Consider the following 25,323-nt stretch of genomic DNA (forward strand, 5'->3'; position numbering starts at 1 on the left):
AAAGGCCCTCTCATGCCTGTTGCACATTTCCATCTGCTCGACGGACGGTTCACCGTCGAGCAGCGGCACCGTCTGCTTGTCGAGGCGAGCCACTGCTATTCGGAGGTTCTCGACTCCACGCTCGAGCGAGTTCGGACCTTCATCGTCCGCTACACCACCGATGATGTCGCGGTCGCCGGCGCGGTTGCCTCCGAGAGCAGCACGGCTGCACCGTATTTTACAGCCATCGTGCTGGCGGGTCGTCCTCGCGCACAGCGCGAGGAGCTCGCGGCCCGGTTCACCGACCTGATCGTCGATGTACTCGGGGTGCCGCGTTCGGCCGTCCGTGGTCGGATCATCGAGGTGGACCCGGCGAACTGGTTCATCGGCGGCCACGCAGCAGCGGGGGTACGCGCCGACGAAATCGCCGCTCGCGCGGACAGCGGATCGTCCATCTGATCTACCCGACACCGCAAGGGGGTGGGATCGACCTTCGGCAATCCCACCCCCTGTCCGAGGGGTTTACTCAGAACCCCCACGGGTCGTCGCGCAGCAACTCGAGCGACCGGAAGCTACCGGTGTAGAAGACGAGCGGATGTCCGTCGTCGTACCACAGTTGCTCCACTCGGCCCACGTGCAACATGTGGTCACCGGCGGGATACGAGGCGTCCACCGAACAGGCCAGGTGCACCAGCGCGCCTTCGAGGAGAGGAACCTCCCGGCGCCAGACGAATCGCACCAGATCGGGTTGATGGGCAGCTCCTGCGAAGTGCAGTGACAACGGCTCCTGATCTGTCGCCAGGATCGAAACACCGTACTTGCCGGTCTTGTTGATCCGCTCGTTCGTCTTGGCTCGGTTCGCGATGGATATCAGAACAAGCGGGGGGTCGAGCGAAACGGAGGTGAATGCGTTGGCCGTCATACCGTGCACCGACGCGTCGTCCTCGCTTTCGGCGGTCGTGACGATGGTGACGCCGCTGGCGAACCGGCCGAGGGCCTTCCGCATCTGTAGGGGGGTGACCTCGATCCCGCCGTTCGGGCTGTTGTCGGTCATGGTCGTGCTCGTCATCGTCGCGTCCCGTTCAACCACGCACGATCTTCAGATCATCATTGCTGATCAAGTCCGGACGTGTCCACCCGTCGACGTTGTACTCGGACATGCACTTCTCGGCGAAGCCCTTGAGCTCGGTATCCAGTCCCTGGGCCTGGTAGGCGAACAATGTCTGGAAGCGGACGGCCTCGTGGTCGCCACCGTAGTTGCGCTCGTACAGCTCGTGCCGACCTCCGAACTCGGTGCCCACGGCATCCCACAGCAGCTTGAGCAGCTGCACACGATCGATCGCGGTGATGCCGTTGGACCCGCGCACGTACTGGTCGAGGTAGGGCCGGATATCGGGGTTACCCCAGTCGCTCGAATGCGAATTCAGGTAGATCAAGCTGCTACCGAGCGTCTGCTGGATGATCTCCTTGATCCGCGGATAGCCCACCCCCATGAACGTGCGATAGGCCAGACCGTAGTTCAGGTTCGGCTGCACAGCCCCGTTCACCCACTCATCGGGAGACTTGGCCATCGCATCCGACAAGCCCCAGAACATATCGCGCCAGTTGAGGATCTCGCCGATCTGCATCTGGACACCACGAAAATTGTTGGTACCTGTCGTCTCCACCGCCTTCAGAACACAGCCGGCGATGAAGTCGAGCTTGACCGCCAAGCGTGCACAACCATGGAACATGAACCGAGCCATGAACCCGGACTTCGTCACAAATCCGTTCGTGGTGTCCGCGTCATAGGCAAACACGTTCTCCCACGGAACCAGCACACGATCGAACACCATGATCGCGTCGTTCTCGTCGAAGCGGCTCGACAAGGGATTATCGAACGGGCTGCCCATCACTGCAGCGTTCATCTCGTAGGACGTCCGACAGAACAGCTTCAAGCCCGGCGAGTCCATCGGAACAGTGAAGATCAACCCGAACTTCTTGTTGCGCAGCGGAAGTCCATAATGGGCGATGAAATTGGCATTGGTGATCGCAGACCCGGTCGCCACCACTTTGGCGCCGGAAACGATCACGCCGGCGTCGGTTTCCTCCACCACATGTACGCAGATGTCCGCGGTCTCGTCGGCAGGCTTATCACGGTCGATGGGCGGATTGACGATCGCGTGATTGAGATAGAGCACCCGCTCCTGCGCCTTCTTGTACCAGTCGAGTGCGTTCTGCCTGTACTCACCGTAGAAGTCCGCGTTGGCACCGAGGGTCCCGAGGAAAGAGGCCTTGTAGTCGGGCGACCGGCCCATCCACCCGTACACCTCACGTTGCCACGCGACGATCGCGTCGCGGGACAGAAGAAGATCGTCGGAACTGTGGGCGGTCTTGAAGAACGGGTGCGTGAATCCACCGTTACCCGTATCGGTCGGCACCGCCAGCACCCCCTGGGCTTCGGGGGTATGAAGCGCGTCGTACATCCGAGCGATCGAGCGAACCGAATTCCGGAAAGCCGGATGAGTCGTGACATCCGGGACACGTTCTCCGCGGAAATACACTTCGCGTCCATCCTTCAAGGACTCGATGTACTCCGCGCCGGTCATCGGCCGGACATCGTTGGGGGTTCCGGTGGAGGTCTCGAGAATAGTTGGCGTCGTCACGTGCTCACTCCTGTTGTCGAGCTCAGACCGAGACGGTGTTCTCGGCCGATGCGAATCCAGGCGCCGCTCCGAGGCAATTCCGCACTCGACGGTCCGTACAGAGCCGGCTCCCTGTGACACGGAACACTAGATTCCGGAGGTACCGATAAACATGACTGAGCGCGAACGATGGAGTGACTCCACGCGTAAATCCACCAAACCCACTGTGGTATCTCTCGATACGCGAGGACTCGACTCCACGGAAGGCCGTAATCTGTGGGCGAACACAGTCGGCACCCTCTATTGCGAGTCGGACGTGGCATGGCCCAATCCACGCCAACCGTTCATCGCAGAATGGGGCGGTCATCCCATCGGAGAACTGCATGTCAGCACGATGCGCGCGGACGTCCACTCGGTCATCCGTTCGCCGGCGATGGTGCGTTCGGACGACGCGGGAGACTTCCTCGTGTTGGTGGTGACCGACGGTAACGTCCGCGTCACCCAGAACGGACGCAGCGGAGTTCTCGAGCAGGGATCGTTCGCGTTACTGGACTGCGCCGCCCCGTTCGAATTCGAAGCCGAGTCGAATTTTCGTCAGGTCGTCATCGACACTCCCAGACCCCTGCTCGAAGCGCGGTTACCCCAGCGAGTACTCGAGCAGGGAACCGGGCTGCCCATCAGTGGGATCTCGGGAACGGGCCGACTCGTGAGCAGGTTCCTCCTCGACGTCGCCGAACAGGACCGGACACTGCCGACGAGGTCAGCGGTCTCGATATCATCCGTCGCTCTCGACCTGCTGGTCACCGCCCTCACCGACAGCGCCACCGAGACCGACCCGACGAAGATCAGTCACGCGCGTGATCTGGCCGAAGTGCAGCGGATCGTCGAGCGACAGCTACACGATCCCGCTTTATCACTTTCCAGGGTCGCTGCAGAAGCGGGGATGTCTGTGCGACACATTCAAAACCTCTTCCGTGAGCAAGGCACGACCCCCCGCGCCTGGCTGTACCGCACACGGGTGGAGCGAGCACGTAAGTACCTCCTGAGCACCGATCTGACAGTCGCCGAAGTGAGTGAGCAATCAGGCTTTCGCGATGTGTCCCATTTCAGCCGCACATTCCGCGCCGCATACGGTTCCAGCCCTGGCCGTTATCGAACCGAACACCGCTGACCTACACAGGTGGCCCGATTCACTCCGAGTCACCTCCGCGGCTCATGCCGACAGTCGAGCCGGTCCTGCGCCCACTACCGCGAACTCTTCCGTCGAGACAGTTCGCGAGATCGACACCAGATGCATGCCGACTACGCGGACGTAGGACACGGGTGCTTCGCGGCGAAGTCGAGCGTCATGGGGTTCCGGTCGGTGTCACTCCTTCAGGTGATCCAATCGCCCCAAGCGGAGCAGCGCGGGTCACGATCTACTCCGTTCGGGACGAGTGCGGACGTGGAACTTGTGGGCGTGACTCCGGAGATCGAATACCTCCTACATCCGAAGCCGGTGTGATCTGCAACACTAGAATATGGAGGTGGGCAGCGACATGACCGACAGTGCACAGAACAATGACTCCGATTGCACCGACAAGGCCAGCGCCAAGGTCGTAATCAGCACACGCGAGCTCGAATCGAGCGAGGTACGTTCGCGGTGGATAGACACACTCGACTCGACATACTGCGAACTCGACGTCGACTGGCCTGACATATCGAACTCGTTCGGGGCGGAACTGTCGGTGCGTCCGTTCGTCGACGTCACAGTCAGTGTCGTACGCGCAGACCCACACACAGTAATCCGCACCCCGAACATGATCTCGTCCGATCCCAACGACGACTACCTACTGTGCTTGATCACGAGCGGTACAGCGGTCATCGGTCAACACTCTCGGTCCGCAAAGCTCGAAAGCGGGGCGTTCGGAATCCTCGACTCATCGGCGCCGTTCATCGTCGACGCCCAGACCGAGTTCGAGCAGATTGTCGTCCGCGCGCCGCGCGCGGTGTTTGCGCCACATCTTCCCCTGGAAGCCGTAGCGGAGATTACCGGTGAAGGTTTTTCCGGCCGCAGCGGCATCAGCCGATACGTCTCTCGCCTATTCGTCGACATGGCAACTGACGACTCCCTTCTTTCGCCCAACTCCTCAGCCTCCGTTGCCGCGTGCGCGATGGACCTACTCGTATCCGCCATCAGTGAACGCACAACTCCGTTCAACACCACCAAACGAGTTCACAACAAGGACTTTCGAGTCATACAGCAGGCAATGCAACGACACATGACAGACCCCGAATACTCGATCAGCGACCTTGCAGCCGAACTGGGAATGTCCGTGCGGTACATCCACAAAATTTTCAGCGCAGCAGGCACGACACCACGCACATGGCTGAATCAACAGCGGCTCGAGCGAGCTCGCAAACTCTTGCTGAGCACCGACGCCACGATCTCTACCATCAGCGTCCGCGTAGGTTTCCGCGATGTCTCGCATTTCAGTCGAGCGTTCCGACGTCGCTTCGGGACCAGCCCACTGCATTTCCGCATGCAGCAACTCGGCACCAGCACCAGCAGCGACAACGGGTGATCCAGACCGCCACGTTCTGACCTGTAGCCGTCATCGTGTATCCAATAGCAGTTTCCGAACTCCCGCGAAGGTTTTCAGCAACCGCTGGCAAGCTGTTGCGCAATCTCGTCTACCCGGCGTGCTGGCGCGTCCGCAAATCGAACGCGCCAGCACCAGCGTTGAATCTCGCCGACACCCTCGTAGATTTCCGACGATCTCGCCTGCGACGTCCAACCGCAGCCATCTGCGACGTTGCTCGTCTGTCCCCGGTCAAGGCATTGCCGGCGACGACGTGCCGTCGTCATAGCGACTCCCCGAACGAGAGAAGGAACAGGGCAGTCCGTCCCAAGCCCGGTCTACGTGTCCCTTGCACTCATCGTCTTGTCCCGACTCGCTTGCATTGACACGAAGATCGTTCGGGAGAATCAAACGAAAGTCATTGAGCAGGAGATCGTTCTGCAATCGTCACATCACCGGCGGCAAAGTGAGTAGCCGGAACTTCACGCAGCACCACCCGAATGTTGCTCAACGGCGCGTCCACGGCCCGCTGGGCGGCAAAGGTGAGTTCATGTATCAGTGCGCGGAGCTGTTCGGGCGAACGCCCTGCGGAAATAGTCACCTCGATGAACGGCATCATCAGCCTCCTGACACATTTACGGTACCGAGATGAGTGAAGTGAGCAGCGATCCGCGCCCCCGGCCGGACCGGAACCGCATCCGTCATCCCCCCGGTGAGGATCACCCAGCCCGGCTCGATTGCCAGGCCACGCTCGGCGAGGGTGTTCGCCGCGAAAGCCAGCGCCTCCGCCGGATGGCCGTGCACAGCAGCTCCTGTCGCCGAATCGACGATCTCACCGTCCACTTCGAGCAAGCAGGCTTCGAGACCGAGGTCCAGCGAGTCCGGCCGCACACTGATGGGACCGGTGACGTACCGGCCGGACGAATTGTTGTCCGCGACAGCATCCGTCATGGAGAACTTGTAACCCGAGAACCGGCTGTCGATGATTTCGATCGCACCGACCACATGGTCGACCGCCGCGAGCGCAGTCGCCGCCGAGACCCCGGGCCCTTCGAGTCGACGTCCCATGACGAACGCAATCTCCGGTTCGGCACGCGCGTGGATCATCTTCTCCCGGGGCACCGGCTCACCGATCGGAAGGATCATCGCGTCCGTCAACCACGCCGTCGACGGCGAGTCGACTCCCACCTGACGCTGCTTCGCCTTGGAGGTCACACCCAGTTTGACACCGGTGACCCTCTCCCCCCGCGAGATCCGCATTTGCAGCGCAATATCTTGAGCCTCATATGCCGCGGCCAGACCGAGACCGTCCCATTCTGCGAGAATCGACGTCTGCGCGACGCCGCTATCCTCCGCTCGTATAAGAACATCGGCCACTTTGGCCGGGCTCCATAGTTGCTCGGTCACTGTTCGTCCTTTCCGCCGAGCACGGCGGTGACGGTGCCGAGCCCACTGATAGTCGCGACGATGGAATCGCCGGGTGCGACAGGATACGCACCGGTCATCGAGCCGGGCAGCACCACGTGCCCCGGCTCGAGAGTCACGCCGAGCGGACCCACCGTGTTGGCCAGCCACACCAGCGCACTGAGCGGTGACCCGAGAACTGCGCCACCGGCACCGGTTGCGACGAGCTCGCCGTTGATGTGCAGGTTACAGCCAGCCAGACGCAGATCCAGCTGGTCCAACGAGACCGGGCAACTGCCGAGTATGACCCCGCCGGATGAAGCGTTGTCGGCGATGGTGTCGAAAATTCCGATCTTCCAATCCTTGATCCGCGAATCCACAATCTCCAGCGCAGGCAGGACGAAATCCACTGCCCGCGCTGCCTCTGCGGCAGTCACGCCTGGGCCGACCAGTGGACGACCAAGGACGAATGCAATCTCCGGTTCGATACGCGGTTGCAGAAATGTGCCGCTGGCGATGGGATGGTGCTCCAGATGAAACATGCTCTGGGTGAGATGCCCGAAGTCGGGCTGGTCGACCCCCATCTGTCGCTGAATTGCTCGCGACGCGAGGCCTACCTTGTGTCCCTTGACGACATCGCCGGCCGATGTCCACTGCTCTACTTGCGCCTGCTGGATGCGGTATGCCACTTCTAGGGATGCGTCGGGATACTCGGGCGTCAGCGGGGCGATCGGCTCGGCGGTGCGATACGCGTCGAGCAGACGATCCGCTGCCTTCTGAACAGCAATATCCATAGTTCCTCGGTTGTGTCGTGCGGTTGATACAGATGTCAGGACGCTCGGGGACAGCTACCGACCGGCTCCAGCGATGGGTGGTTCCGGGATTCGAGTGGAACGATGTCCGCCGCCTCGGCAATAGAGCGAGTGATCTTGTTGGCGGCAGCGATCACAGCACGCTCGAGTTGAGCTCGCCGCGAAGCGAATCGGGTGGCCGGAACACTTATGCTCACTGCAGCAACCACCGAACCCATGTCGTCTCGTACCGGTGCGGCGACACAGTGCACCTCCGACACCGTCTCGCCCATGTCCACCGCGACACCAGCCGTGCGAGTCATTTCGAGAGCATCGGCGAGCGCATGCGGACTCGTAGTCGTCGACGGTGTCAATCGACGTAACGGACGCGCTGTCAAGTACCGCTGTAATTCAGTCTTGTCGAGTTGCGCGAGCAGGACCTTGCCCACAGCTGTGGAGTGGGCATCGAGCCGGGTGCCCACTCGAGCCCCCTGCACGGTGATGTTGTGCGTACCGATCACCTTGTCGACGTAGAGGACACTCCAGCGTTCCATGATGGCCAGGTGTGTCGTTTCTCCATAGTTTTCGACCAGCTCTTCCAACACAGGAGCGGAACAGGAACGTACGTCCACAGTGCTGCGGAGTGTTTCCCCCAATTCGACGATGCGCCAGCCGAGCCGGTATCGGCCGCGATTCCGGCACTGCAACAACCCGGTGTCGACGAGACTGGCCAGCAATGCATGAGCACTCGACCGGGGCACGTCGATGGCCGCTGCAACTTCGGAAACACCCCATTCCGGACGCTGAACTGTGAACAGATCGAGCACCGGACCAATCTTTTGCACTGTTTGCAGACCAGCCACGCCGACAGCCACCTTTCAAAGTTCATCTGGATGACGGTTGAGCAACCCCGTCGCATCGCTGTGAGGTGGAACACTAGGTGGCCGAGCAGAGAACGAACATGTCCTGAAGCGCACGAATGAATGACCTCGAGCGCACGAGTTCACGACCGACAGCCCACCAACCGCGACCTTCGATCCCCCGAGGCGCACAGATATCTCGGCCCGCGTGTCGCTTCCCTCGTCTCCGCTGACCGGATCGAACCATGTGGTTCCTGCGGTTGTCAGCGGTCATGAAATTCCCCATCCGCAAGTACCTGGCCCCTGCGCTGGAGGCGGGGCTGCCCCCGGCGACGGCTACAGATTCGACGAGAACCTGTGGCGCGAGTTGATTGGGGCCTGGTTCCCCGAAGTGGTGGACCCGGCGGCGCGGGCGGTGACCTGGCCGGCGATCGCCGCCCACCACACCTGGATCGAAGGCCAGCTCGACGAGTCGGTGACCGTAGCAACGATTGCCCAACGACTGCGCGACGACCACGGTGTCCCGGTATCGGAATCAACTGTGCGTCGCTATATTTCGGCGCGATTCGCCGATCGGGTCGCGGCGTCGAAAGCCACGATGCCCCGCGGAGCGGTCCCGCCGGGCGACGAAGGTCAGGTCGAGTCTTCGGTGATCAGGCCGTCGCCGCCGCGATGATCGACCGGATCGTCCATCACGCCGATGTGCTGACGCTCGAAGGTGCCGGCTACCGCCTTTGAGGACGCAGAATCGACAGTCTTCCCAGGATCAGAATGGAGAATTAGGCAGACTAGCCACACACCGACACGGTGCTCTCGTTCTCCACCGTCGCATCGGCCTCGAATTCAAGCGTTGCCGACACTCGACTCCCGTTTTGCTCTCTTCGTCCCATCCGCACACTTCTCTCCAATCAGCAGGGTTACGACCAATACTTGAACCCGCCGCGTCGATTCCCCCATTCCATGACGGTAGGCACCGTTCTGGGCGATACTGTGAAGTGCCCCGGACCGAGGCAGAGGCGAGGTACATGCCGGACTCACGCGATCTTGACGCGACGATTCTCACTGCGGCCGAACCGCATCGGATGACACTGGGACTGCCCCTACGCAAAACCCCAGGCATCCGCGGCAGCGGCACCACACGGAGATATTCTGGCCGGCCAACCCATCAGGCAGGGAGGTGATGTCAGAGTCCAGTGGCGGAACCTCCGCCGTAAGTCCACACCCACCTGCTCGCCAGGTGATTGCGACATTCGACACCTATGCCGACGCCGAGAGCGCCGTCGACTACCTCTCCGACCAGCATTTCACGGTAGACAAACTGGCCATCGTCGGTCGCGACATCGAGCTGGTCGAGCAGATCGTCGGCCGATTGAACTACGGCTGGGCCGCTCTGCGCGGCGCCGCCGCGGGCGCGCTGACGGGTGCGCTGTTCGGCTGGATCTTCGGGTTACTCGATTGGGTCCAGCCGCTGCTCACGGGCCTCGCGCTCGCCTTCTACGGGTTGGTATTCGGTGCCGTTGTGGGCGCTCTGCTCGGCCTGCTCATGTATGCGCTGCAGGGCGGCCGGCGCGACTTCACCTCAATCCAGTCATTACAACCACGTCACTACGAAGTCCTCGCCGATGTCGAGGTCGCGGACGAAGCCGTCCGCCGACTCACCGGCCGGACCGATCGAAAGGAATGAGTCATGGCGACTGCTGTGGGTATAGACCTGGGCACCACCAACTCGGTCATCGCAAGCTGGCAAGGCGGCGAGCCGGTCGTGATCTCCAATGTCGAGGGAGCGCGGACGACGCCGTCGGTGGTGGCGTTCACTGAGAGCGGCGAGCGCCTGGTGGGTCAGCTTGCCCGACGGCAGGCGATCTTGAATCCGAAGGGCACGATCTACTCGGCGAAACGCTTCATCGGACGTCATTACGACGAGATCTCCGAGGAGGCCAAAGCGGTCAGCTTCGACGTCGTGCCGGGTGACAATGGTGAGGCCCGATTCGACGTGCGGGGAAAGAAGTACGCGCCGGAGGAGATCAGTGCCCTCGTGCTGCGCAAGCTCGTCGACGACGCGAGCAAGTTCCTCGGTGAGAAGGTCAAGGAAGCGGTCATCACCGTTCCGGCCTACTTCAACGACGCGCAGCGCAACGCCACCAAAGACGCCGGCCGGATCGCGGGCCTCGAGGTCCTGCGGATCATCAACGAGCCGACCGCGGCGGCACTGGCGTACGGCATGGACAAGCAGACCCACGAGACCGTACTGGTCTTCGACCTCGGCGGCGGCACGTTCGATGTGAGTCTGCTCGATGTCGGCGAGGGAGTGGTCGAGGTTCGTTCCACGGCCGGCGACTCCCACCTCGGCGGAGACGATTTCGACCGGCGCCTGGTGGACTACCTCGCCGACGAATTCCAGCGTGCGGAGAATATCGATCTGCGCAAGGATGCGCAGGCATTGCAGCGCCTCTTCGAGGCGGCAGAGAAGGCCAAGGTCGAGTTGTCCTCGGTAACTCAAGCCCAGGTCAACTTGCCCTTCGTCACCGCTGACGCGAACGGTCCCAAGCACCTCACCACCACGATCATGCGATCGAAGTTCGAGGATTTGACGGCGGATCTGGTGGAACGCTGCCTCGGTCCGGTAAAGCAGGCAATGAGTGACGCCAAGGTCACCGCCAACGACATCGACGAGGTGATCCTGGTCGGTGGTTCGACACGCATTCCGGCGGTGCAGGCACTCGTTCGCCGGCTCACCGGCGGTAAGGATCCCCACATGGGCGTCAACCCGGACGAGGTCGTGGCGCTCGGTGCCGCGGTCCAGGCGGGCGTGCTCAAAGGTGAGGTCTCCGATGTGCTGTTGCTCGATGTCACCCCGCTGTCCCTCGGCGTCGAGACGCAGGGCGGGGTGATGACCAAGATCATCGAGCGCAACACGACGATCCCGGCCCGGCGCAGCGAAGTGTTCTCCACGGCGGAAGACAATCAGTCCGCCGTGGACGTCGTGGTGCTGCAGGGCGAACGCGAACGGGCCGCCGACAACCGGGTGCTGGGCCGGTTCCGGCTGGAAGACATCCGACCTGCGCCACGTGGCGAGGCGCAGGTCGAAGTCACATTCGATATCGATGCCAACGGCATTCTCAACGTCACCGCCCGTGACAAGGACACCGGCAAGGAGCAGAGCATCACGATCAGTGAGCAGGGCAACCTCGACCAGAGTGAGGTCGAGCGCATGCTCGCCGAGGCCGAACGGAACCGGCGTGAGGACGAGGAGCTGCGCAAGGCGGTCGACGCACGTAACGCCCTCGATTCGGTTGCCTACCAGGTGGAACGGCGACTCGCCGAACTGGGTGACAGTGCGCCACCGCACGAGAAAGCGCGTGCCGAGATGTTGATCGCCGACGCGAGGAAGGCTGTAGAAGACGGTGCTCCACCCTCGGAGGTAGAGCCACTGACCTCGGAGCTGCAGCAGTTGCTCTACGGGCTTGCAGCGGTTCAAAACGGCGGCGAGGGATACCAGACCGGCGGAAGAGACGCTGCGTCGTCGGATGACGACGACGTGATCGACGCCGAGTTCGATCGGAGCTGAGGCACCTGATGGACAGATCTGCTGATCATTCGACGACCGAGCAGGCTACCGACCGTACTGACACGGACCAGACCGAGACGAGGCCTGATCACACCGATACCGAAGCCAAGCTGGCTCGACTCGAGGACCGCTGGCGCAGAGCACTCGCAGATCTGGACAACCTGCGCAAGCGGTATGCCAAAGATCTCGACCGTGAACGCGCCGCGGAGACAGCGAGGGTATCGGCGGCGTGGCTGCCTGTCCTGGACAACTTGGAGCTCGCGCTGGCCCATGCGGATAGCGATCCTCAGGCCGTCGTCGAGGGTGTGAAGGCAATCCGGGACCAAGCGGTGCAGATACTGTCACGGCTCGGCTTCGAGCGCCACGACGAGGTCGGTGTGCCGTTCACCCCGGAACTCCACGAAGTAGTCAGTGTGGTGACCCAACCCGACCTTCCCTCCGGAACCGTGATCGAGGTCTTGCGGCCAGGTTACGGAGAAAACGGACAGCAGTTGCGTCCCGCCGCGGTGGTCGTCAGCCGACCTGAGGAGTGAGCACCGATGGCGCGTGACTACTACGAAGTGCTCGGGGTCCCGCGGGGCGCCGGCACCGACGAAATCCAGCAGGCCTACCGCAAGCTGGCCCGCAAGTACCACCCCGACGTGAACAAGGACCCCACTGCGGAGGACAAGTTCAAAGAGATCAATGAGGCCTACCAGGTGTTGTCCGACCCGGACACCCGGAAACGCTACGACCGATTCGGTGACGACTTCCGGCGTGTGCCCGAGGACTACGACGAACGGGTCCGGGCAAGCGCCGGTGGGTACGGCGGCGGGTTCGGCGGCGGCGGGTACGGCGGTGGGGGCGGGGGCAGAAGGGTGCACTTCGGTCACGGTGTCGGTGGCGAGGGCGGCGTCGACTTCGAGGACCTCTTCGGGCAGATGTTCGGCGGCGGTGGCGGGTACGGGCCGATTCCCGGCGCCGATCAGGAAGCGGAACTGGAACTGCCCCTGGAAGAGGCGTATCGGGGCGGCAAACGCACTCTCAGACTGGACGGCCGGCAGTACGACGTCGACATTCCGGCCGGTGTCCTGGACGGCCAGCGAATCCGGCTGGCCGGGCAAGGCGGCCGGGGCAACGGCGGCGCACCGCCCGGGGATCTGTACCTCGTGGTCCGGATCAAACCGCATTCCCGGTTCCGCGTACAGGGCCGGGACATCTACGTCGACCTTCCCGTCTCCCCCTGGGAAGCAGCCCTCGGCGCGACGGTCGCCGTTCCCACTCCCGGCGGTGAGGCGAAAGTCAAAGTCGTACCGGGCTCGTCGACAGGTAGGAAGCTGCGCCTGCGCGGAGAAGGCATGCCCAACCCGCGAGGCTCCAACGGCAACCTCTACGCCGAAATCAAGGTGATGGTGCCATCGAAACCGACAGCACGTGAACGCGAGCTGTTCGAACAGTTGGCCGCCGAATCGAACTTCGACCCGAGGAAACAGCCATGAGCACCCCGACCCCGGGCACCCAGTACATATTGGTTCGCCGTACCGGAATGTCGCTGGATGTCTTCGCCGAACGTACCGGGCTGCACCCCGACCTGGCAAGAAAACTCGTGGCTCTCGGCCTGATCGACGCACGCCGCGACCCCGGCGGCGAAATATTGTTCGAACCGTCAGCAGTGGCCCACGCTGCCCGCATCCAACGGTTGCGGACGGGTCTAGGCCTGAACTACTCGGCAATCGGGCTCGTGCTCGATCTGCTGGATCGAATCGAGAAACTCGAAGCAGCGTCCCACGGAAGGAAGACACCCCCATGGACACCGGCAGTCTGACTGAAAGGTCACGAGAAGCCCTGCAGGAGGCCCAGAACATCGCGACCAGAATGGGCCACACCGAGGTCGACGGAGAGCACCTGCTGCTCGCGTTGGTCGATCAGCAGGAAGGGCTCGTACCGCGACTGCTCGAGCAGGCCGGTGCGAACGTCGACGCCCTACGCTCCGATCTGGAACAGGCACTCATGCGTAGGCCGAAGGTCAGCGGCCCCGGTGCGACGCCCGGTCAGGTGATGATCACCCAGCGCCTGGCCAAACTGCTCGACGCCGCCGAACGAGAGGCAAAGCGACTCAAGGATTCCTACGTGTCGGTGGAGCATCTCGTGATGGCCCTCTCCGAGGAGGGGTCGACCAGTGCGGCCGGACGGGTTCTCACCAGCCATGGGGTCACACGAGAGACCTTCCTCGCCGCCTTGACCACAGTGCGCGGCAACCAGCGCGTCACCTCGGCCACCCCGGAGGGGGCGTACGAGGCGCTCGAGAAGTACGGACGCGACCTCGTCTCCGAGGGGCGGGCAGGCAAACTCGATCCGGTCATCGGCCGAGATGCCGAGATCCGCAGGGTAACGCAGATCCTGAGCCGGAAAACGAAGAACAATCCGGTGCTGATCGGCGACCCCGGCGTCGGCAAGACCGCGATCGTCGAGGGACTCGCCCAGCGGATCGTCCGCGGCGACGTGCCCGAGGGCCTACGCGACAAAACGATCTTCTCGCTCGACATGGGTTCCCTGGTGGCCGGCGCGAAGTACCGCGGCGAGTTCGAGGAGCGACTGCAGGCGGTGCTGTCCGAGGTGAAAGCGGCCGAGGGGCGCATCCTGTTGTTCGTCGACGAGTTACACACCGTCGTCGGCGCAGGATCGGTCGGCGGCGAAGGGTCTCTCGACGCCGGCAACATGCTCAAGCCGATGCTCGCCCGCGGCGAACTGCACATGATCGGTGCCACCACTCTCGACGAGTATCGCAAGCACATCGAATCCGATGCAGCATTGGAGCGTCGATTCCAGACGGTTCTCGTCGACGAGCCCAGTGCCGAGGATGCGATCTCGATTCTGCGCGGACTTCGAGAACGCCTCGAGGTGTTTCACGGCGTGAAGATCCAGGACGGCGCACTGGTGGCCGCCGTGACCCTCTCGCACCGGTACATCACCGACCGTTTCCTTCCGGACAAGGCGATCGATCTGGTGGACGAGGCGTGCGCCCGGCTACGAACCGAAATCGATTCGATGCCCGCCGAACTCGACGAGCTCACCCGGAAAGTGACCCGGCTGGAGATCGAAGAGGCCGCGCTGTCCAAGGAAACGGACGCGGCCAGCAAGACGCGCCTCGAGGAGTTGCGTAAGGAGCTGGCCGATCTGCGGGCCGAGGCCGACGCCCGGCACGCTCAGTGGGAGGCAGAGCGCCAAGCGATCCGTCGGGTGCAGGAGCTACGGGGAGAGCTGGAACGATTGCGACACGAAGCCGAGGAGGCCGAACGCAATTACGACCTCAATCGGGCCGCCGAGCTGCGATACGGCGAGATCACCGAACTCGAACGCAAACTCGAGGCGGCGGAGGAGCAACTGGCTACCAGGCAAGGCCGCAATCCGTTGCTGCGTGAAGTGGTCACCGAAGACGAGATCGCAGAGATCGTGGCCGCATGGACGGGTATCCCGGTCGCCCGGCTGCAGGAAGGTGAGCGGGAGAAGCTGTTGAAGCTCGACGAGATTCTCCACGAGAGGGTCGTCGGTCAGGACGAGGCGGTGCAACTGGTCGCAGACGCGGTGATCCGGGCGAGGTCCGGCATCCGTGATCCGCGCCGGCCGATCGGTTCGTTCATCTTCCTGGGACCGACGGGCGTGGGAAAGACCGAGCTCGCAAAGACGCTGGCCAGCGCCCTCTTCGACAGCGAAGACAACATGGTGCGCCTGGACATGAGCGAGTACCAGGAGCGGCACACGGTGAGTAGGCTCATCGGTGCGCCCCCCGGGTACGTCGGGTATGACGAGGGGGGTCAGCTCACTGAGGCGGTGCGTCGCAAGCCGTACTCCGTGGTGCTCTTCGACGAGATCGAGAAGGCCCATGCCGACGTCTTCAATACCCTGCTGCAGGTGCTCGATGACGGCCGGATCACCGATTCTCAAGGCAGGCAGGTCGATTTCCGGAACACGGTGATCATCATGACCTCGAACATCGGATCCCAGCATCTCCTCGAGGGAGTCACAGCGGACGGCGAGATCAAGCCGGACGCCCGGGCGCGGGTGCTGGCGGAACTGCGCGGGCACTTCCGTCCCGAGTTCCTCAACCGGATCGACGACATCGTGTTGTTCACCCCGCTCACGCTGCCCCAGATCGAGCACATCGTCGAGCTGCAGCTCGCCGATCTTCGGAACAGGTTGTCGGAGCGCCAGATACACCTGGATATCACGCCGGAAGCACGCCGGCTCATCGCCGAACACGGTTTCGACCCGGTCTACGGTGCGCGGCCGCTGCGGCGGTACATCGCCCACGAGGTCGAGACCAAGATCGGTCGTGCGCTGTTGCGCGGCGAAATCGAACCGGGCGGCACCATCAGTGTCACGGTCGATGACGGCGAACTGTCCGTCGCATATACGGAACCCGCCATCGCGGCCTGAGAAGGGTGTCGTCATGGGATCCGACAAGGTGAAGTGCCCACACTGCGGCAAGGTCAACAGGGTGCCGGCGGCCGGGAACGGGAGACCCCGCTGCGGGAATTGCCACGAGCCGCTGCCCTGGATCGCCTCGGCAGGGGATGGCGATTTCGCGGAGGTCGCCGAGAAATCCTCGGTGCCTGTACTCGTTGATCTCTGGGCGACGTGGTGCGCTCCGTGCCGAATGGTCAGCCCCGCGCTCGAGCAGCTCGCCACAGAACGCGCAGGTCAGATCAAGCTCGTCAAGGTTGACGTGGATGCTGCACCCCAGACGGCCGAACGTTTCACCGTCCGTGCCGTTCCGACGCTGCTGGTGATGGACCGAGGTGAGGTACTCGCTCGTCAGGCGGGCGCCGCTCCGGTACCGGTGTTGCGCACATGGCTCGATCAGGCGCTCTCGGAAGAAGCAGGCAAGGAGGCGAACTCATGACTTTTGCCCACGCGGACCCACATGTGATCGCGATCCGGGCCGTGGCGCCCCGCACTCCACAAGGTTGCGAGGAATGTCTTCGCCTCGGCACCCCGTGGGTACATCTGAGGCTGTGTCTGTCGTGCGGACACGTCGGTTGCTGCGACTCCTCGCCGGGCAAGCACGCGAGCGCACACGCTCACGCCCTTGGCCATCCGATCGTCCAGTCGATGGAACCCGGTGAAGATTGGCGTTGGTGTTATGTCGACCAGAATTTCGTCTGAGGACGCCCCACGCCTCGGCGACGGTCAGCTCGTCGACGACGAGACTCCGGATGCAGTCGGGGCATTCCCGCGGTTGACGGACGCCCAGGTAGCGACGCTCGAGACCGGAGGCACACGTCGATCGGTTCACGCCGGCGAGGTGCTGATTCGAGCGGGCACCCGCAGCAGCGACTTCTTCGTCGTCCTTTCCGGCAAGGTCGCGATCATCGACGAGGGCGCCGAGGACGGTGAGCGTCGGATATTGCGCCTGCACGGTCCGGGCCGATTCCTGGGCGAGCTCGGACTGCTGGATGGCCAGGTGGCGTTCTTCACCGCCGAGGCGATCGAGGACGGCGAGGTGCTCGTCGTCCCAGCCGAGCGGGTGCGCGAGCTCGTCGCCCACGACCTCGTGCTCAGCGATCTGATCCTGCGGGCCTACCTGGTGCGCCGGCACCTACTGATCGGGCTCGGTTCGGGGTTCCGAATCATCGGCTCCTGCTATTCCCCGGACACGTTGCGGCTTCGCGAGTTCGCGATGCGCAACCGGCTGCCCCACAGGTGGATCGATCTGGAGCAAGACGAACGGGCGGAGCAGCTGCTGCAAAGCCTGGGTGTCGCCCCCGAGGACACTCCCGTCGTGATCTGGCACGGCGAGAAGGTGCTGCGCAATCCGACGAACGCCGAACTCGCCCGCATCGTCGGGCTTCCGGTCCCGGACGCAGCGCACGACGTGTGCGACCTCGTCGTCGTAGGTGCCGGACCGGCGGGTCTGGCCGCGTCCGTGTACGGCTCATCCGACGGGTTGAACACGGTGACACTGGAGTCGATCGCTGCAGGTGGGCAGGCTAGCACCTCCTCCCGGATCGAGAACTACCTGGGCTTTCCGGCGGGGATCTCCGGTGCCGAATTGGCGGAGCGGGCCGTGATTCAGGCCGGGAAGTTCGGTACCCGCCTTCTCGTGTCGGCGGAGGTGACCGGTTTGGGATCCGAGGGCGGGCACCATGTGCTTCAACTGGCGGACGGCGGCGAGATCCGCGCCCGGGCGGTCGTGCTCGCCACCGGGGCGCGATATCGCAAGTTGGAGGTTCCGGGAATCGAGGCACTGGAGGGTAGAAGCGTGTATTACGCCGCAACCAATCAGGAAGCGCGGCTGTGCGGCACCGACCCTGTAGCCATCGTCGGCGGCGGAAACTCCGCCGGCCAGGCCACCGTCTTCCTCGCAGACCAAGTTTCCCACGTTCACCTCCTCATCCGCGGCCACGACCTCGGAAAAAGTATGTCCCGGTATCTCGTCGACCAGATCGAACGCCATCCGCGCGTGACCGTGCACCGAAACGCCGAGATTCGTGAGGTCCACGGCGACAAGCACCTCGAAGAGATTGCAATCGAGGACAATCGCACGGGCGACAAGGCCAGGATCCGGGTGCACGCTCTGTTCGTCTTCATCGGGGCGATGCCGCATACCGGGTGGCTGACCGACGCGATCGCGCTCGACGATCACGGCTTCGTCCTCACAGGCGTGGACGCCGTCCCCGCCCGTGAGGACGGCAACCAGAGAATCGACGCCCCGCCGTCGAGAACACTCGAAACGAGCCGGGCCGGTCTGTTCGCAGCGGGTGACGTCCGCAGCGGCTCGGTAAAACGGGTCGCATCCGCTGTCGGTGAAGGAGCGATGGCGGTACGACAAATCCATGAATACTTCGAGAGGAGCTGACGACATGCCAGTGATGGGCACTGCAAAATTCCAGCGGTTCTTCCGGGTAGCGGCTGGACTGCACGTCGACCGGAACGATCTCAAACGCTATACAGATTTCATCGACGACAAGATCTACGACGTGATCCTCATCGGCAAGGCCTCGGCAAAGGCAAACCTGCGGGACGTGATCGAACCGTGGGACCTGCCGATCACCAAGGGGCTGCAGGAGAGCATCGACCGATTCGAGAAGCTGGACGAGGAGATCGAACTACAACCTCTGCTCGACCAACTGGCGGCCCAACCGCCCTTGGACGTAGCCCTCTCCGAGAGAACCGAGCAGAGATTGCCGCTGATTGCCGGCGGCTTGAGCGTGGCGCTGGCGCGCACTTTCGTCACTGTCCAGCCGGACCGCAAAAACCCCGGGACCGCCGAGTGGAACGTCACCTTCGACATCTTCCATCAACTCCTCTGAACCCAGCCAGCGACCGGGCACTGATGGCCGGACAAACGTGCCAGACACATCGAGGACGATGTGTCTGGCCGAGATACAAAGGCGGAATGGACCGCTACTCACAAACAACATCTCGTAGGTGAAGACGATCAACATCCACGTATCGGTCTTCCCCCCTGTGGTCGTTGTCGTCGAAGCATGCTGATACATCACCACGTTCATCCGGGCGGAACACCTCTCGTTGCCGCTTCGTCGTCGACCTACATTGCGCCGCTCCGTCAACTCGATCTGTAGCGACATACAGAAGGAGGGGTCACCCCGGGGCGTGCCGCAACTTCACCACCCCGCATAGACACGCTCGATACCCGCTTCCAACATGCACGGGATGCGCGGGCCGGGGACGGTCCTACTCGGTTGACTACCGGCGAGATCGCCGCCCACTTCGACGACGTCTACGGCGCGACGGTGTCGAAGGAGACGATCAGCACGATTCCCCCGAGCACTGGGTGCAGGGAGGTACCCTCACCGACAAGGTTCTTGCCGAAACGACGGAGTGGTCCGTCCGGCCGCTCGACCCGGTGTATCCGGCGGAAGTTCGTCGACGCCATCCACGTCAAGGTTCGCGACGGACAGGTCACCAACCGGCCGGTCTATGTGGCGATCGGCGTGACCGTCGACGCGCATCGCGACATCATCGGACTGTAGGCCCGGCGACGGCGGTGAGGGCGCGAAGTTCCGGCTCGCCGTCCTGACCGAGATCAAGAACCGCGGCACCGGCGACGTGTGCATCGTGGTGTGTGACGGACTCAAGGGCCTACTCGAGGCCATCACCACCGTGTGGGAGCATGCGATCGTCCAGAGGTGTGTGATCCATCTGCTGCGCAAAACCTTCCGTTACCCGTCACGCAGATACTGGGACGAGATGAGCCGAGATCTGCGGCCGATCTCTCCCCGAGCACTACGTGCAGGGAGGTGCCCCCACGGCAGCTACCGAGGCCGAGGCCAGCGAGCGGTTCGACGAGTTCACGGTCAAATGGGGTCCGCGCTATCCGGCGATCACCCGGTTGTGGCGCAGCGCCTGGAGCGAATTCGTACCGTTCCTCGATTACGACCCGGAGATCAGACGCGCGATACCGCAGGGCGACCCGGGCCCGCAGACACTTCTCCAAGGAGCAAGCCGCGTCGAAGTGTCTGTACTTGGCGACCCGAGCACTGGACCCGGCAGGGAAGGGAAAAGCACGATGGGCAACGAGGTGGAAGCCGGCACTGAACGCTTCGCTATCACGTTCGAGGGTCGGGAGAAATAGTCAAATCCTGTGGATCCGACGCTGTCGACGTCACCTGGAGATTGGTTCTTCCCGCCGGCGTATGGAGTCAGGAATCCTCGGATACGTCCGTAGTGGAACTGTGGGCAAGGGGGTCGCCGAAGAAGTCACTGCGAGCCCGTGCGAACAACTCGGGGTAGTCCATCCCGTAGGTCTGCGCGGTGTGCCGCAGCGCCTCGATCGCCGACTCGAGCGGGGTTGCCTCCGAATACATACTCCGTGCATAGGCGTGCATCGCCTCGTACTGCTGGACGAGTTCGGTGCTCGCGGGTAGCCCGGATATGAGGGTGAGCCGGATCCGCGGATCGGTGTCGATCCGATTGCGAACGGCGGTGCTGTCGATGAAATCCGGGTGCGCGGGGTGTCCTGCGTCCATCTCGGCGAGTCGCTCACGGAACCATAGGGACTGGACGAGTCCGGCGTGTTCCCACGCCTGGTGCACGCACCATCGGGCGAAGGCTCGTTGCCGATCGTCGTCGAGTGCTTCGACCCGATCGACCAGGTCCCGATCGAGTCCGGCCACGTGCCGGGCGGCATAGATCGCCTCGAGAGCCGGCGTGAGGGGTCTTCCGCCGAAGGTGTGCAATACGGCGCGCACGGCCAGGGCTTCGCGGCTGCGCGGCGCCACGGTGATCACCTTCCCGGATTCGTCCCGGATGTAGACATACGCCCTCGACGGTTCCGGCCGGTCGACCTGCGGCTGCGGTGACCACGCGGTGTCGGTCTTACGGAGTGTTTGCACCTGCGCATCCGTGGTGCGGGTGGTGGTGGGCCACAGGCAGATCAGATAGTCCTCGACGATATCGTCGACATCGAGACCGTAGTGAGTGTCGCGGCCACGCGCGTGTGCCCGCAGCTGGTAGGTGCCCGCCGGTACCGGATCGATGGTGGTGCAGACGGTGCCGTCGAGGGCGGAGACGGCCATGGCCTCCGTCGCGGACAGGGTGGTTTCCTCGATGACCTCCCAGTCGTCCTGCGGAGGATCGATCGGAGGCTGATCGAGCAGCTCGACGCTGACTCGGACCGGGCCGTAGGCGATGCCGGTGTAGAACGAGATGGCACCGTCGCTGACATCGATCAACGTGCCGTGCGCGAGCGCATCGAGGGTATCGACCTGGGGGTCGCCGAAACTGAACTGGTGATGGTCGACCTGGACCACGCCGTCGGACTGCACCGCACGATCATCCCGTATCGGACCCGTACCTGCCATGGTCGGAGGCTAGCAAGACAGATCCGTCAGGCGACCTCGGACACCGGCGTGTCCGGCGACGGTTCGGGGGTGATGTCGATGGGACGTTCGAGGAGTTTGCCCTGGTGAAACAACGCGCCGGCCCGAACCAACGCCACCAGGTGCGGTGCGTTGACCGCCCGCCACCGCGACTGCGCGGATTCGATCAGCTTGTAGGCCATCGCCATGCCTGCTGCTCGCGAGCCCGGTCCCTTCGTCACCCTGGTCCGAAGCCGCACCGTCGCGAAGGTCGACTCGATCGGGTTCGTCGTACGTAGATGCACCCAATGTTCGGCCGGATACCGGAAGTACTCGAGCAGCACATCGGCGTCATCGACGATCTTCGCGACCGCCTTCGGATACTTCGCACCGTAGTCCCGTTCGAACGCCGCGATCGCCAGCTGCGCCTTGTCGATGTCCTCGGCTCCGATGATCTCTTTCATCGCCGACAACGCACCCGGATGCGCCGACTTCGGCAATGCAGCAAGAACATTGGACTGTTTGTGGAACCAGCACCGCTGCTCCCGGGTCTCGGGAAACACCTCCCGCAGCGCCGACCAGAACCCCAACGCGCCATCGCCGACCGCGAGCACCGGGGCCCGCATGCCCCGGCGGCGGCAATCCCGCAGCAGATCGGCCCAGGATTCGGTGGACTCGCGGTAGCCGTCGGTGAGCGCGACGAGTTCCTTGCGCCCGTCGGCACGGACCCCGAGCATGACCAGCAAACAGAGTTTCTCCTGCTCCAAACGGACTTTCAGGTGGATGCCGTCGACCCACAGGTACACGTAGTCGACCTGCGAGAGATCCCGCTGGGCGAAGGCTTTCGCCTCGTCCTGCCACTGGGAGGTCAGCCGGGTGATCGAGGCCGGCGACAGGCCGGCGCCGCTGCCGAGGAACTGCTCGAGCGCAGGTCCGAAGTCGCTGGTCGACAGGCCGTGCAGGTACAGCAGCGGCAGCACTTCCAATACTTGGGTGGATTTGCGGGCCCAGGCCGGCAGGATCGCGGAGGCAAACTTCTTGCGCTCACCGGTATCGGGGTCGATGCGCTTGTCGTTCACGCGTGGTGCTTTCACCGACACCGCACCGGCGGCGGTCATCACGTCGCGTTCGGCGTGGTAGCCGTTGCGCACGACCAGTCGGTGGCCGTTCTCGTCGACCTCACCGGCGTGCCGGGCGATGTAATCGGCGACCTCGGCCTGCAATGCTGCGGCGAGCATCTGCCGGGCGCCGTCGCGGACTATCTCGTCGAGCAACGAGCGCGACGAACCTGCCGCATCGCCGGTCTCGTTCGGGTCCTGGCCTTCGTGTACTACCGTGAGCACGGTCGTGCCTTCCCGCCAGCGCGCCAACGCTGGTCTTGATCAGAATTCCGATTCCGTGCAGATCATCTTCCGGGAAGGTGCGCCCTCCCGAGATCCACAGGTTCTGATCATTGCTCTCGAGACCACCGACCAGATGCGTTCTGGTGAGCACAGCCCGGCGACGCGGTTCTCGCCGGCGGCGATTTCCCGGCCGGGTAGTTCGTCGGCGATGAAGCGGTAGCCGAATGTGGGATCGTCGGCGTGACTCTCACGAGCAGTGTTGATTGGATGTGCGTCTCCCCAATCACGTTGCGTTACGGGATCTTTCTTCCATTTGTAGAATGCTCGGGTGGAGAATCCGAGAACCCGGCAGGTCACCGTGACGGGCACTCCGTCAGCGGCGAGGTCGAGGACCAGCGGGAACATGATTTTGGGTTGACGTCCCGGGACAGGTGGGCGACGGCACGGCGCATGACCTCGGCTTGCTGTTCGAGGAGCTTGATCCGTTTGCGGGCTTTCCTCAGCTCTGCGGACTCGTCTGAGCCGGCGGATTTCCGCCGACGCCTTCCTCGCGGTCGGCGATCTCGAGCCAGCGGTGCAGGTAACCTTCGGAGATTCCGAAGTCCTTGGCGACCTGACGCAGCGGGGCCTCGCCCTTGCGGGCGACGGCGACGATGTCGCGGCGGAGCTCCTCCGGGAACGGCTTCGACATGGGGGCATCCTTCCGTCGTGACGAGAAATCCTCACAGATCAGATGTCAACCAAACCGGGGGCAGTCCCGATCACGCACCACTGCCACCGAGAGCTCGAAGAGGTGGCAACGAGCTCACCTGCAACTGAATACCCGTGAGGCAAAGGCTAGTACTACAGCCGTAGATCGCTGATTGCGTGGGGTTGCGGCGTGTTTGCGCTGGTGAAGGCGGCTGCAGGGGCATGATTCGTGGTTTGTGAAGTCATCGAAGACGCCCACGGCAACCGCGGGTTTGAGGGTAGACCATCAACGCTGGCGACAGCGTCTGGACGCGCTGATCGACACGATCACACCGCGGTTCGCCCGCCGTGAGACGGCACGGAACGCGGGCGCGTTCGTCTCGGGAGTGCTCTCGTCGCTGGAAACCAAGAACTGCTGGACGATGGCCGAACTGTCAGGACATGCCACACCGGACAAGTTGCAGCACTTGCTCTCGCGGGCCACGTGGGAGGCCGACGAGATCCGCGACGACCTCCGAGCGATGATCATCGACGCGTTCGCCGAACCGGATGCGGTGCTCGTCGTCGACGAAACCGGGGACGTGAAGAAGGGCACGAAAACAGTGGGAGTGCAGCGCCAGTACTCCGGCACCGCCGGGCGGATCGAGAACTGTCAGGTTGCTGTCTACACGACCTACACCCGTTCGAAAGGCCATGCGCTGCTCGACCGTGCCCTGTACCTACCGCGGTCGTGGGCCGAGGACCACGACCGCCGCACCGACGCCGGAGTGCCCGAGGATGTGGAGTTCGCGACCAAACCCGCCCTGGCCACCGAGATGATCACCCGGGCTCTCGACGCCGGCACCCCTGCCGCATGGGACGCCGGCGACGAAGTCTACGGTTCCTGCCCGGACCTGCGAACAGCATTGCAGGAAAGGCAGATCGGGTACGTCCTGGCGATCGGCTGCAACCGGAAGGTGGACACCGTCAGCGGTCGGTGCCGTGTCGACGAACTCGCTGCCGCGCTGCCGCGACGGGCGTGGCAGCGACTGTCGGCCGGGGACGGCGCCAAGGGCCCGCGCTGGTATTCGTGGGCGTGGATCGACACCGCCGACACCCCCGCCGGCGGGGGTTACTGCTCGGTTCTCGTCCGCCGCAACGACACGACCGGGGAGCTGGCCTACTACCACTGTTACAGCCCCGCTGTGGTGGCGTTGGCCGAGCTGGTGTGGGTGGCCGGTCGCCGCTGGACGGTCGAGGAATCCTTCCAGACCGGTAAAGGCCTGACCGGACTCGATCAGCACCAGGTCCGCACCTGGACCTCCTGGCATCGCTGGACCACCCTGGTCATGCTCGCCCACGCCTTCCTCGCCGTGGTCACCGCTGCTCAGCGTGCCGCCGAACAGCGCAATCCTTCGCTGGTCCGGTTGAGTGTCGACGAATTCCGGCGACTGTTCGTTCGTCGCCCTTGTGCTCACCCCGCTGCAGTCCTGCCACGGTTGTACGTTGAGTTGGTCGATCTGGCGACGACGACACCAGCAACGCGCTCGCATATGCCATCAAAACCGCAGTTCAAGGCGTCAATAAATCCCATCTACGGCTGTAGTACTAGGGCAAGTCACCGTGCACTTGCAGACCAAAGGTGCACGGCGACCTGGCCTAGGCGATCAGCATGCTCACGAGATTGCGGACATGACCCGCACGGCCGAAGGACGAGGACA

At 63.5% G+C, this 25,323-nt stretch carries 22 protein-coding genes and 4 pseudogenes; 17 read left to right on the top strand and 9 right to left on the bottom strand.

Features of this window, described 5'->3' with window-relative positions; genetic code table 11:
- Positions 1-12 precede the first annotated feature (12 nt).
- Positions 13-438 (top strand): tautomerase family protein, encoded by a 426-nt coding sequence (locus tag LPH33_RS22645; RefSeq protein WP_229566183.1) that lies wholly within the window; start codon positions 13-15, stop codon positions 436-438.
- Between the two features lie 67 nt (positions 439-505).
- Here LPH33_RS22645 and nphA read toward each other — a convergent pair whose 3' ends face one another.
- Together nphA and LPH33_RS22655 are read right to left on the bottom strand one after the other, a co-directional pair.
- Entirely contained in the window at positions 506-1,033 is a 528-nt protein-coding gene (gene nphA, locus LPH33_RS22650; RefSeq protein ID WP_229566185.1) for an NADH-dependent flavin reductase, read from the bottom strand.
- 28 nt (positions 1,034-1,061) lie between these two features.
- Positions 1,062-2,567: a 4-hydroxyphenylacetate 3-hydroxylase family protein gene (locus LPH33_RS22655; protein WP_006551048.1), complete on the bottom strand. Its 1,506-nt coding sequence runs from the start codon at positions 2,565-2,567 to the stop codon at positions 1,062-1,064.
- A 208-nt stretch (positions 2,568-2,775) separates the two neighbouring features.
- Here LPH33_RS22655 and LPH33_RS22660 point away from each other — a divergent pair, with 208 nt between their 5' ends.
- Positions 2,776-3,774: a helix-turn-helix domain-containing protein gene (locus LPH33_RS22660; RefSeq protein ID WP_024102196.1), complete on the top strand. Its 999-nt coding sequence runs from the start codon at positions 2,776-2,778 to the stop codon at positions 3,772-3,774.
- A gap of 367 nt (positions 3,775-4,141) precedes the next feature.
- Positions 4,142-5,167 carry a helix-turn-helix domain-containing protein gene (locus tag LPH33_RS22665; RefSeq protein ID WP_229568475.1) on the top strand — a complete coding sequence of 342 codons (1,026 nt, stop codon included), beginning with the start codon at positions 4,142-4,144 and terminating at the stop codon, positions 5,165-5,167.
- A gap of 415 nt (positions 5,168-5,582) precedes the next feature.
- Here the strand turns inward: LPH33_RS22665 and LPH33_RS22670 are convergent, their stop codons facing one another.
- The 4 genes from LPH33_RS22670 to LPH33_RS22685 are packed head-to-tail and all read right to left on the bottom strand — an operon-like array spanning position 5,583 to position 8,222.
- Positions 5,583-5,780: a tautomerase family protein gene (locus tag LPH33_RS22670; RefSeq protein WP_006551052.1), complete on the bottom strand. Its 198-nt coding sequence runs from the start codon at positions 5,778-5,780 to the stop codon at positions 5,583-5,585.
- Between the two features lie 2 nt (positions 5,781-5,782).
- The gene (locus LPH33_RS22675; protein ID WP_229566187.1) at positions 5,783-6,571 is read right to left on the bottom strand and encodes a 2-keto-4-pentenoate hydratase; all 789 of its coding nucleotides are present in this window, start codon (positions 6,569-6,571) and stop codon (positions 5,783-5,785) included.
- Positions 6,568-7,362, bottom strand: coding sequence for a 2-keto-4-pentenoate hydratase (locus LPH33_RS22680; RefSeq protein ID WP_006551054.1), 795 nt, complete (start codon positions 7,360-7,362; stop codon positions 6,568-6,570). Before LPH33_RS22680 ends, LPH33_RS22675 begins: the two co-directional genes overlap by 4 nt.
- Positions 7,363-7,397: 35 nt before the next feature.
- Positions 7,398-8,222, bottom strand: a complete 825-nt coding sequence (locus LPH33_RS22685) for an IclR family transcriptional regulator (RefSeq protein ID WP_060650768.1) — start codon at positions 8,220-8,222, stop codon at positions 7,398-7,400.
- 205 nt (positions 8,223-8,427) lie between these two features.
- Here LPH33_RS22685 and LPH33_RS22690 point away from each other — a divergent pair, with 205 nt between their 5' ends.
- From LPH33_RS22690 to LPH33_RS27015, 13 genes and pseudogenes are all read left to right on the top strand, one after another.
- Positions 8,428-8,895 (top strand): hypothetical protein, encoded by a 468-nt coding sequence (locus LPH33_RS22690; RefSeq protein ID WP_229568535.1) that lies wholly within the window; start codon positions 8,428-8,430, stop codon positions 8,893-8,895.
- A pseudogene (locus tag LPH33_RS22695) lies at positions 8,850-8,957 on the top strand (ATP-binding protein); the annotation flags it as partial. The gene LPH33_RS22690 and the pseudogene LPH33_RS22695, both read left to right, overlap by 46 nt.
- Before the next feature lie 442 nt (positions 8,958-9,399).
- Positions 9,400-9,903, top strand: coding sequence for a general stress protein (locus LPH33_RS22700; protein ID WP_033097409.1), 504 nt, complete (start codon positions 9,400-9,402; stop codon positions 9,901-9,903).
- 3 nt (positions 9,904-9,906) lie between these two features.
- Entirely contained in the window at positions 9,907-11,787 is a 1,881-nt protein-coding gene (gene dnaK, locus LPH33_RS22705) for a molecular chaperone DnaK (RefSeq protein WP_229566189.1), read from the top strand.
- 8 nt (positions 11,788-11,795) lie between these two features.
- Positions 11,796-12,320: a nucleotide exchange factor GrpE gene (locus tag LPH33_RS22710; RefSeq protein WP_229566191.1), complete on the top strand. Its 525-nt coding sequence runs from the start codon at positions 11,796-11,798 to the stop codon at positions 12,318-12,320.
- 6 nt (positions 12,321-12,326) lie between these two features.
- Positions 12,327-13,265 carry a DnaJ C-terminal domain-containing protein gene (locus LPH33_RS22715; protein WP_229566192.1) on the top strand — a complete coding sequence of 313 codons (939 nt, stop codon included), beginning with the start codon at positions 12,327-12,329 and terminating at the stop codon, positions 13,263-13,265.
- The gene (locus LPH33_RS22720) at positions 13,262-13,591 is read left to right on the top strand and encodes a chaperone modulator CbpM (RefSeq protein ID WP_006930777.1); all 330 of its coding nucleotides are present in this window, start codon (positions 13,262-13,264) and stop codon (positions 13,589-13,591) included. Before LPH33_RS22715 ends, LPH33_RS22720 begins: the two co-directional genes overlap by 4 nt.
- Positions 13,573-16,203, top strand: a complete 2,631-nt coding sequence (gene clpB / locus LPH33_RS22725; RefSeq protein ID WP_229566194.1) for an ATP-dependent chaperone ClpB — start codon at positions 13,573-13,575, stop codon at positions 16,201-16,203. Before LPH33_RS22720 ends, clpB begins: the two co-directional genes overlap by 19 nt.
- A 13-nt stretch (positions 16,204-16,216) precedes the next feature.
- Positions 16,217-16,669, top strand: coding sequence for a thioredoxin (gene trxA, locus LPH33_RS22730; protein ID WP_229566196.1), 453 nt, complete (start codon positions 16,217-16,219; stop codon positions 16,667-16,669).
- Complete coding sequence (locus tag LPH33_RS22735; RefSeq protein WP_071936080.1) at positions 16,666-16,932, top strand: UBP-type zinc finger domain-containing protein; 267 nt, start codon at positions 16,666-16,668, stop codon at positions 16,930-16,932. The genes trxA and LPH33_RS22735 overlap by 4 nt, the downstream gene beginning before the upstream one ends.
- Positions 16,910-18,625 (top strand): FAD-dependent oxidoreductase, encoded by a 1,716-nt coding sequence (locus LPH33_RS22740; protein ID WP_301850616.1) that lies wholly within the window; start codon positions 16,910-16,912, stop codon positions 18,623-18,625. The genes LPH33_RS22735 and LPH33_RS22740 overlap by 23 nt, the downstream gene beginning before the upstream one ends.
- A 13-nt stretch (positions 18,626-18,638) precedes the next feature.
- A complete protein-coding gene (locus tag LPH33_RS22745) occupies positions 18,639-19,079 on the top strand; it encodes a DUF1931 family protein (protein ID WP_229568477.1) in 441 nt (146 codons plus the stop codon).
- Between the two features lie 393 nt (positions 19,080-19,472).
- Positions 19,473-20,365, top strand: a pseudogene (locus LPH33_RS27015) (IS256 family transposase); the annotation flags it as partial.
- Between the two features lie 67 nt (positions 20,366-20,432).
- Here LPH33_RS27015 and LPH33_RS22755 read toward each other — a convergent pair.
- From LPH33_RS22755 to LPH33_RS22770, 3 genes and pseudogenes are all read right to left on the bottom strand, one after another.
- Complete coding sequence (locus LPH33_RS22755; RefSeq protein ID WP_229566199.1) at positions 20,433-21,593, bottom strand: hypothetical protein; 1,161 nt, start codon at positions 21,591-21,593, stop codon at positions 20,433-20,435.
- Positions 21,594-21,619: 26 nt separating this feature from the next.
- Positions 21,620-22,933, bottom strand: coding sequence for an IS256 family transposase (locus LPH33_RS22760; RefSeq protein ID WP_229566200.1), 1,314 nt, complete (start codon positions 22,931-22,933; stop codon positions 21,620-21,622).
- A gap of 75 nt (positions 22,934-23,008) precedes the next feature.
- Positions 23,009-23,624, bottom strand: a pseudogene (locus LPH33_RS22770) (IS3 family transposase); the annotation flags it as partial.
- Positions 23,625-23,928: 304 nt separating this feature from the next.
- Here LPH33_RS22770 and LPH33_RS22775 point away from each other — a divergent pair.
- Positions 23,929-25,189: pseudogene (locus LPH33_RS22775) on the top strand (IS701 family transposase).
- Positions 25,190-25,323: the final 134 nt, after the last annotated feature.

Origin of the sequence: Rhodococcus sp. RDE2 (assembly GCF_020885655.1) — a bacterium.
Lineage (GTDB): Bacteria > Actinomycetota > Actinomycetes > Mycobacteriales > Mycobacteriaceae > Rhodococcus > Rhodococcus pyridinivorans.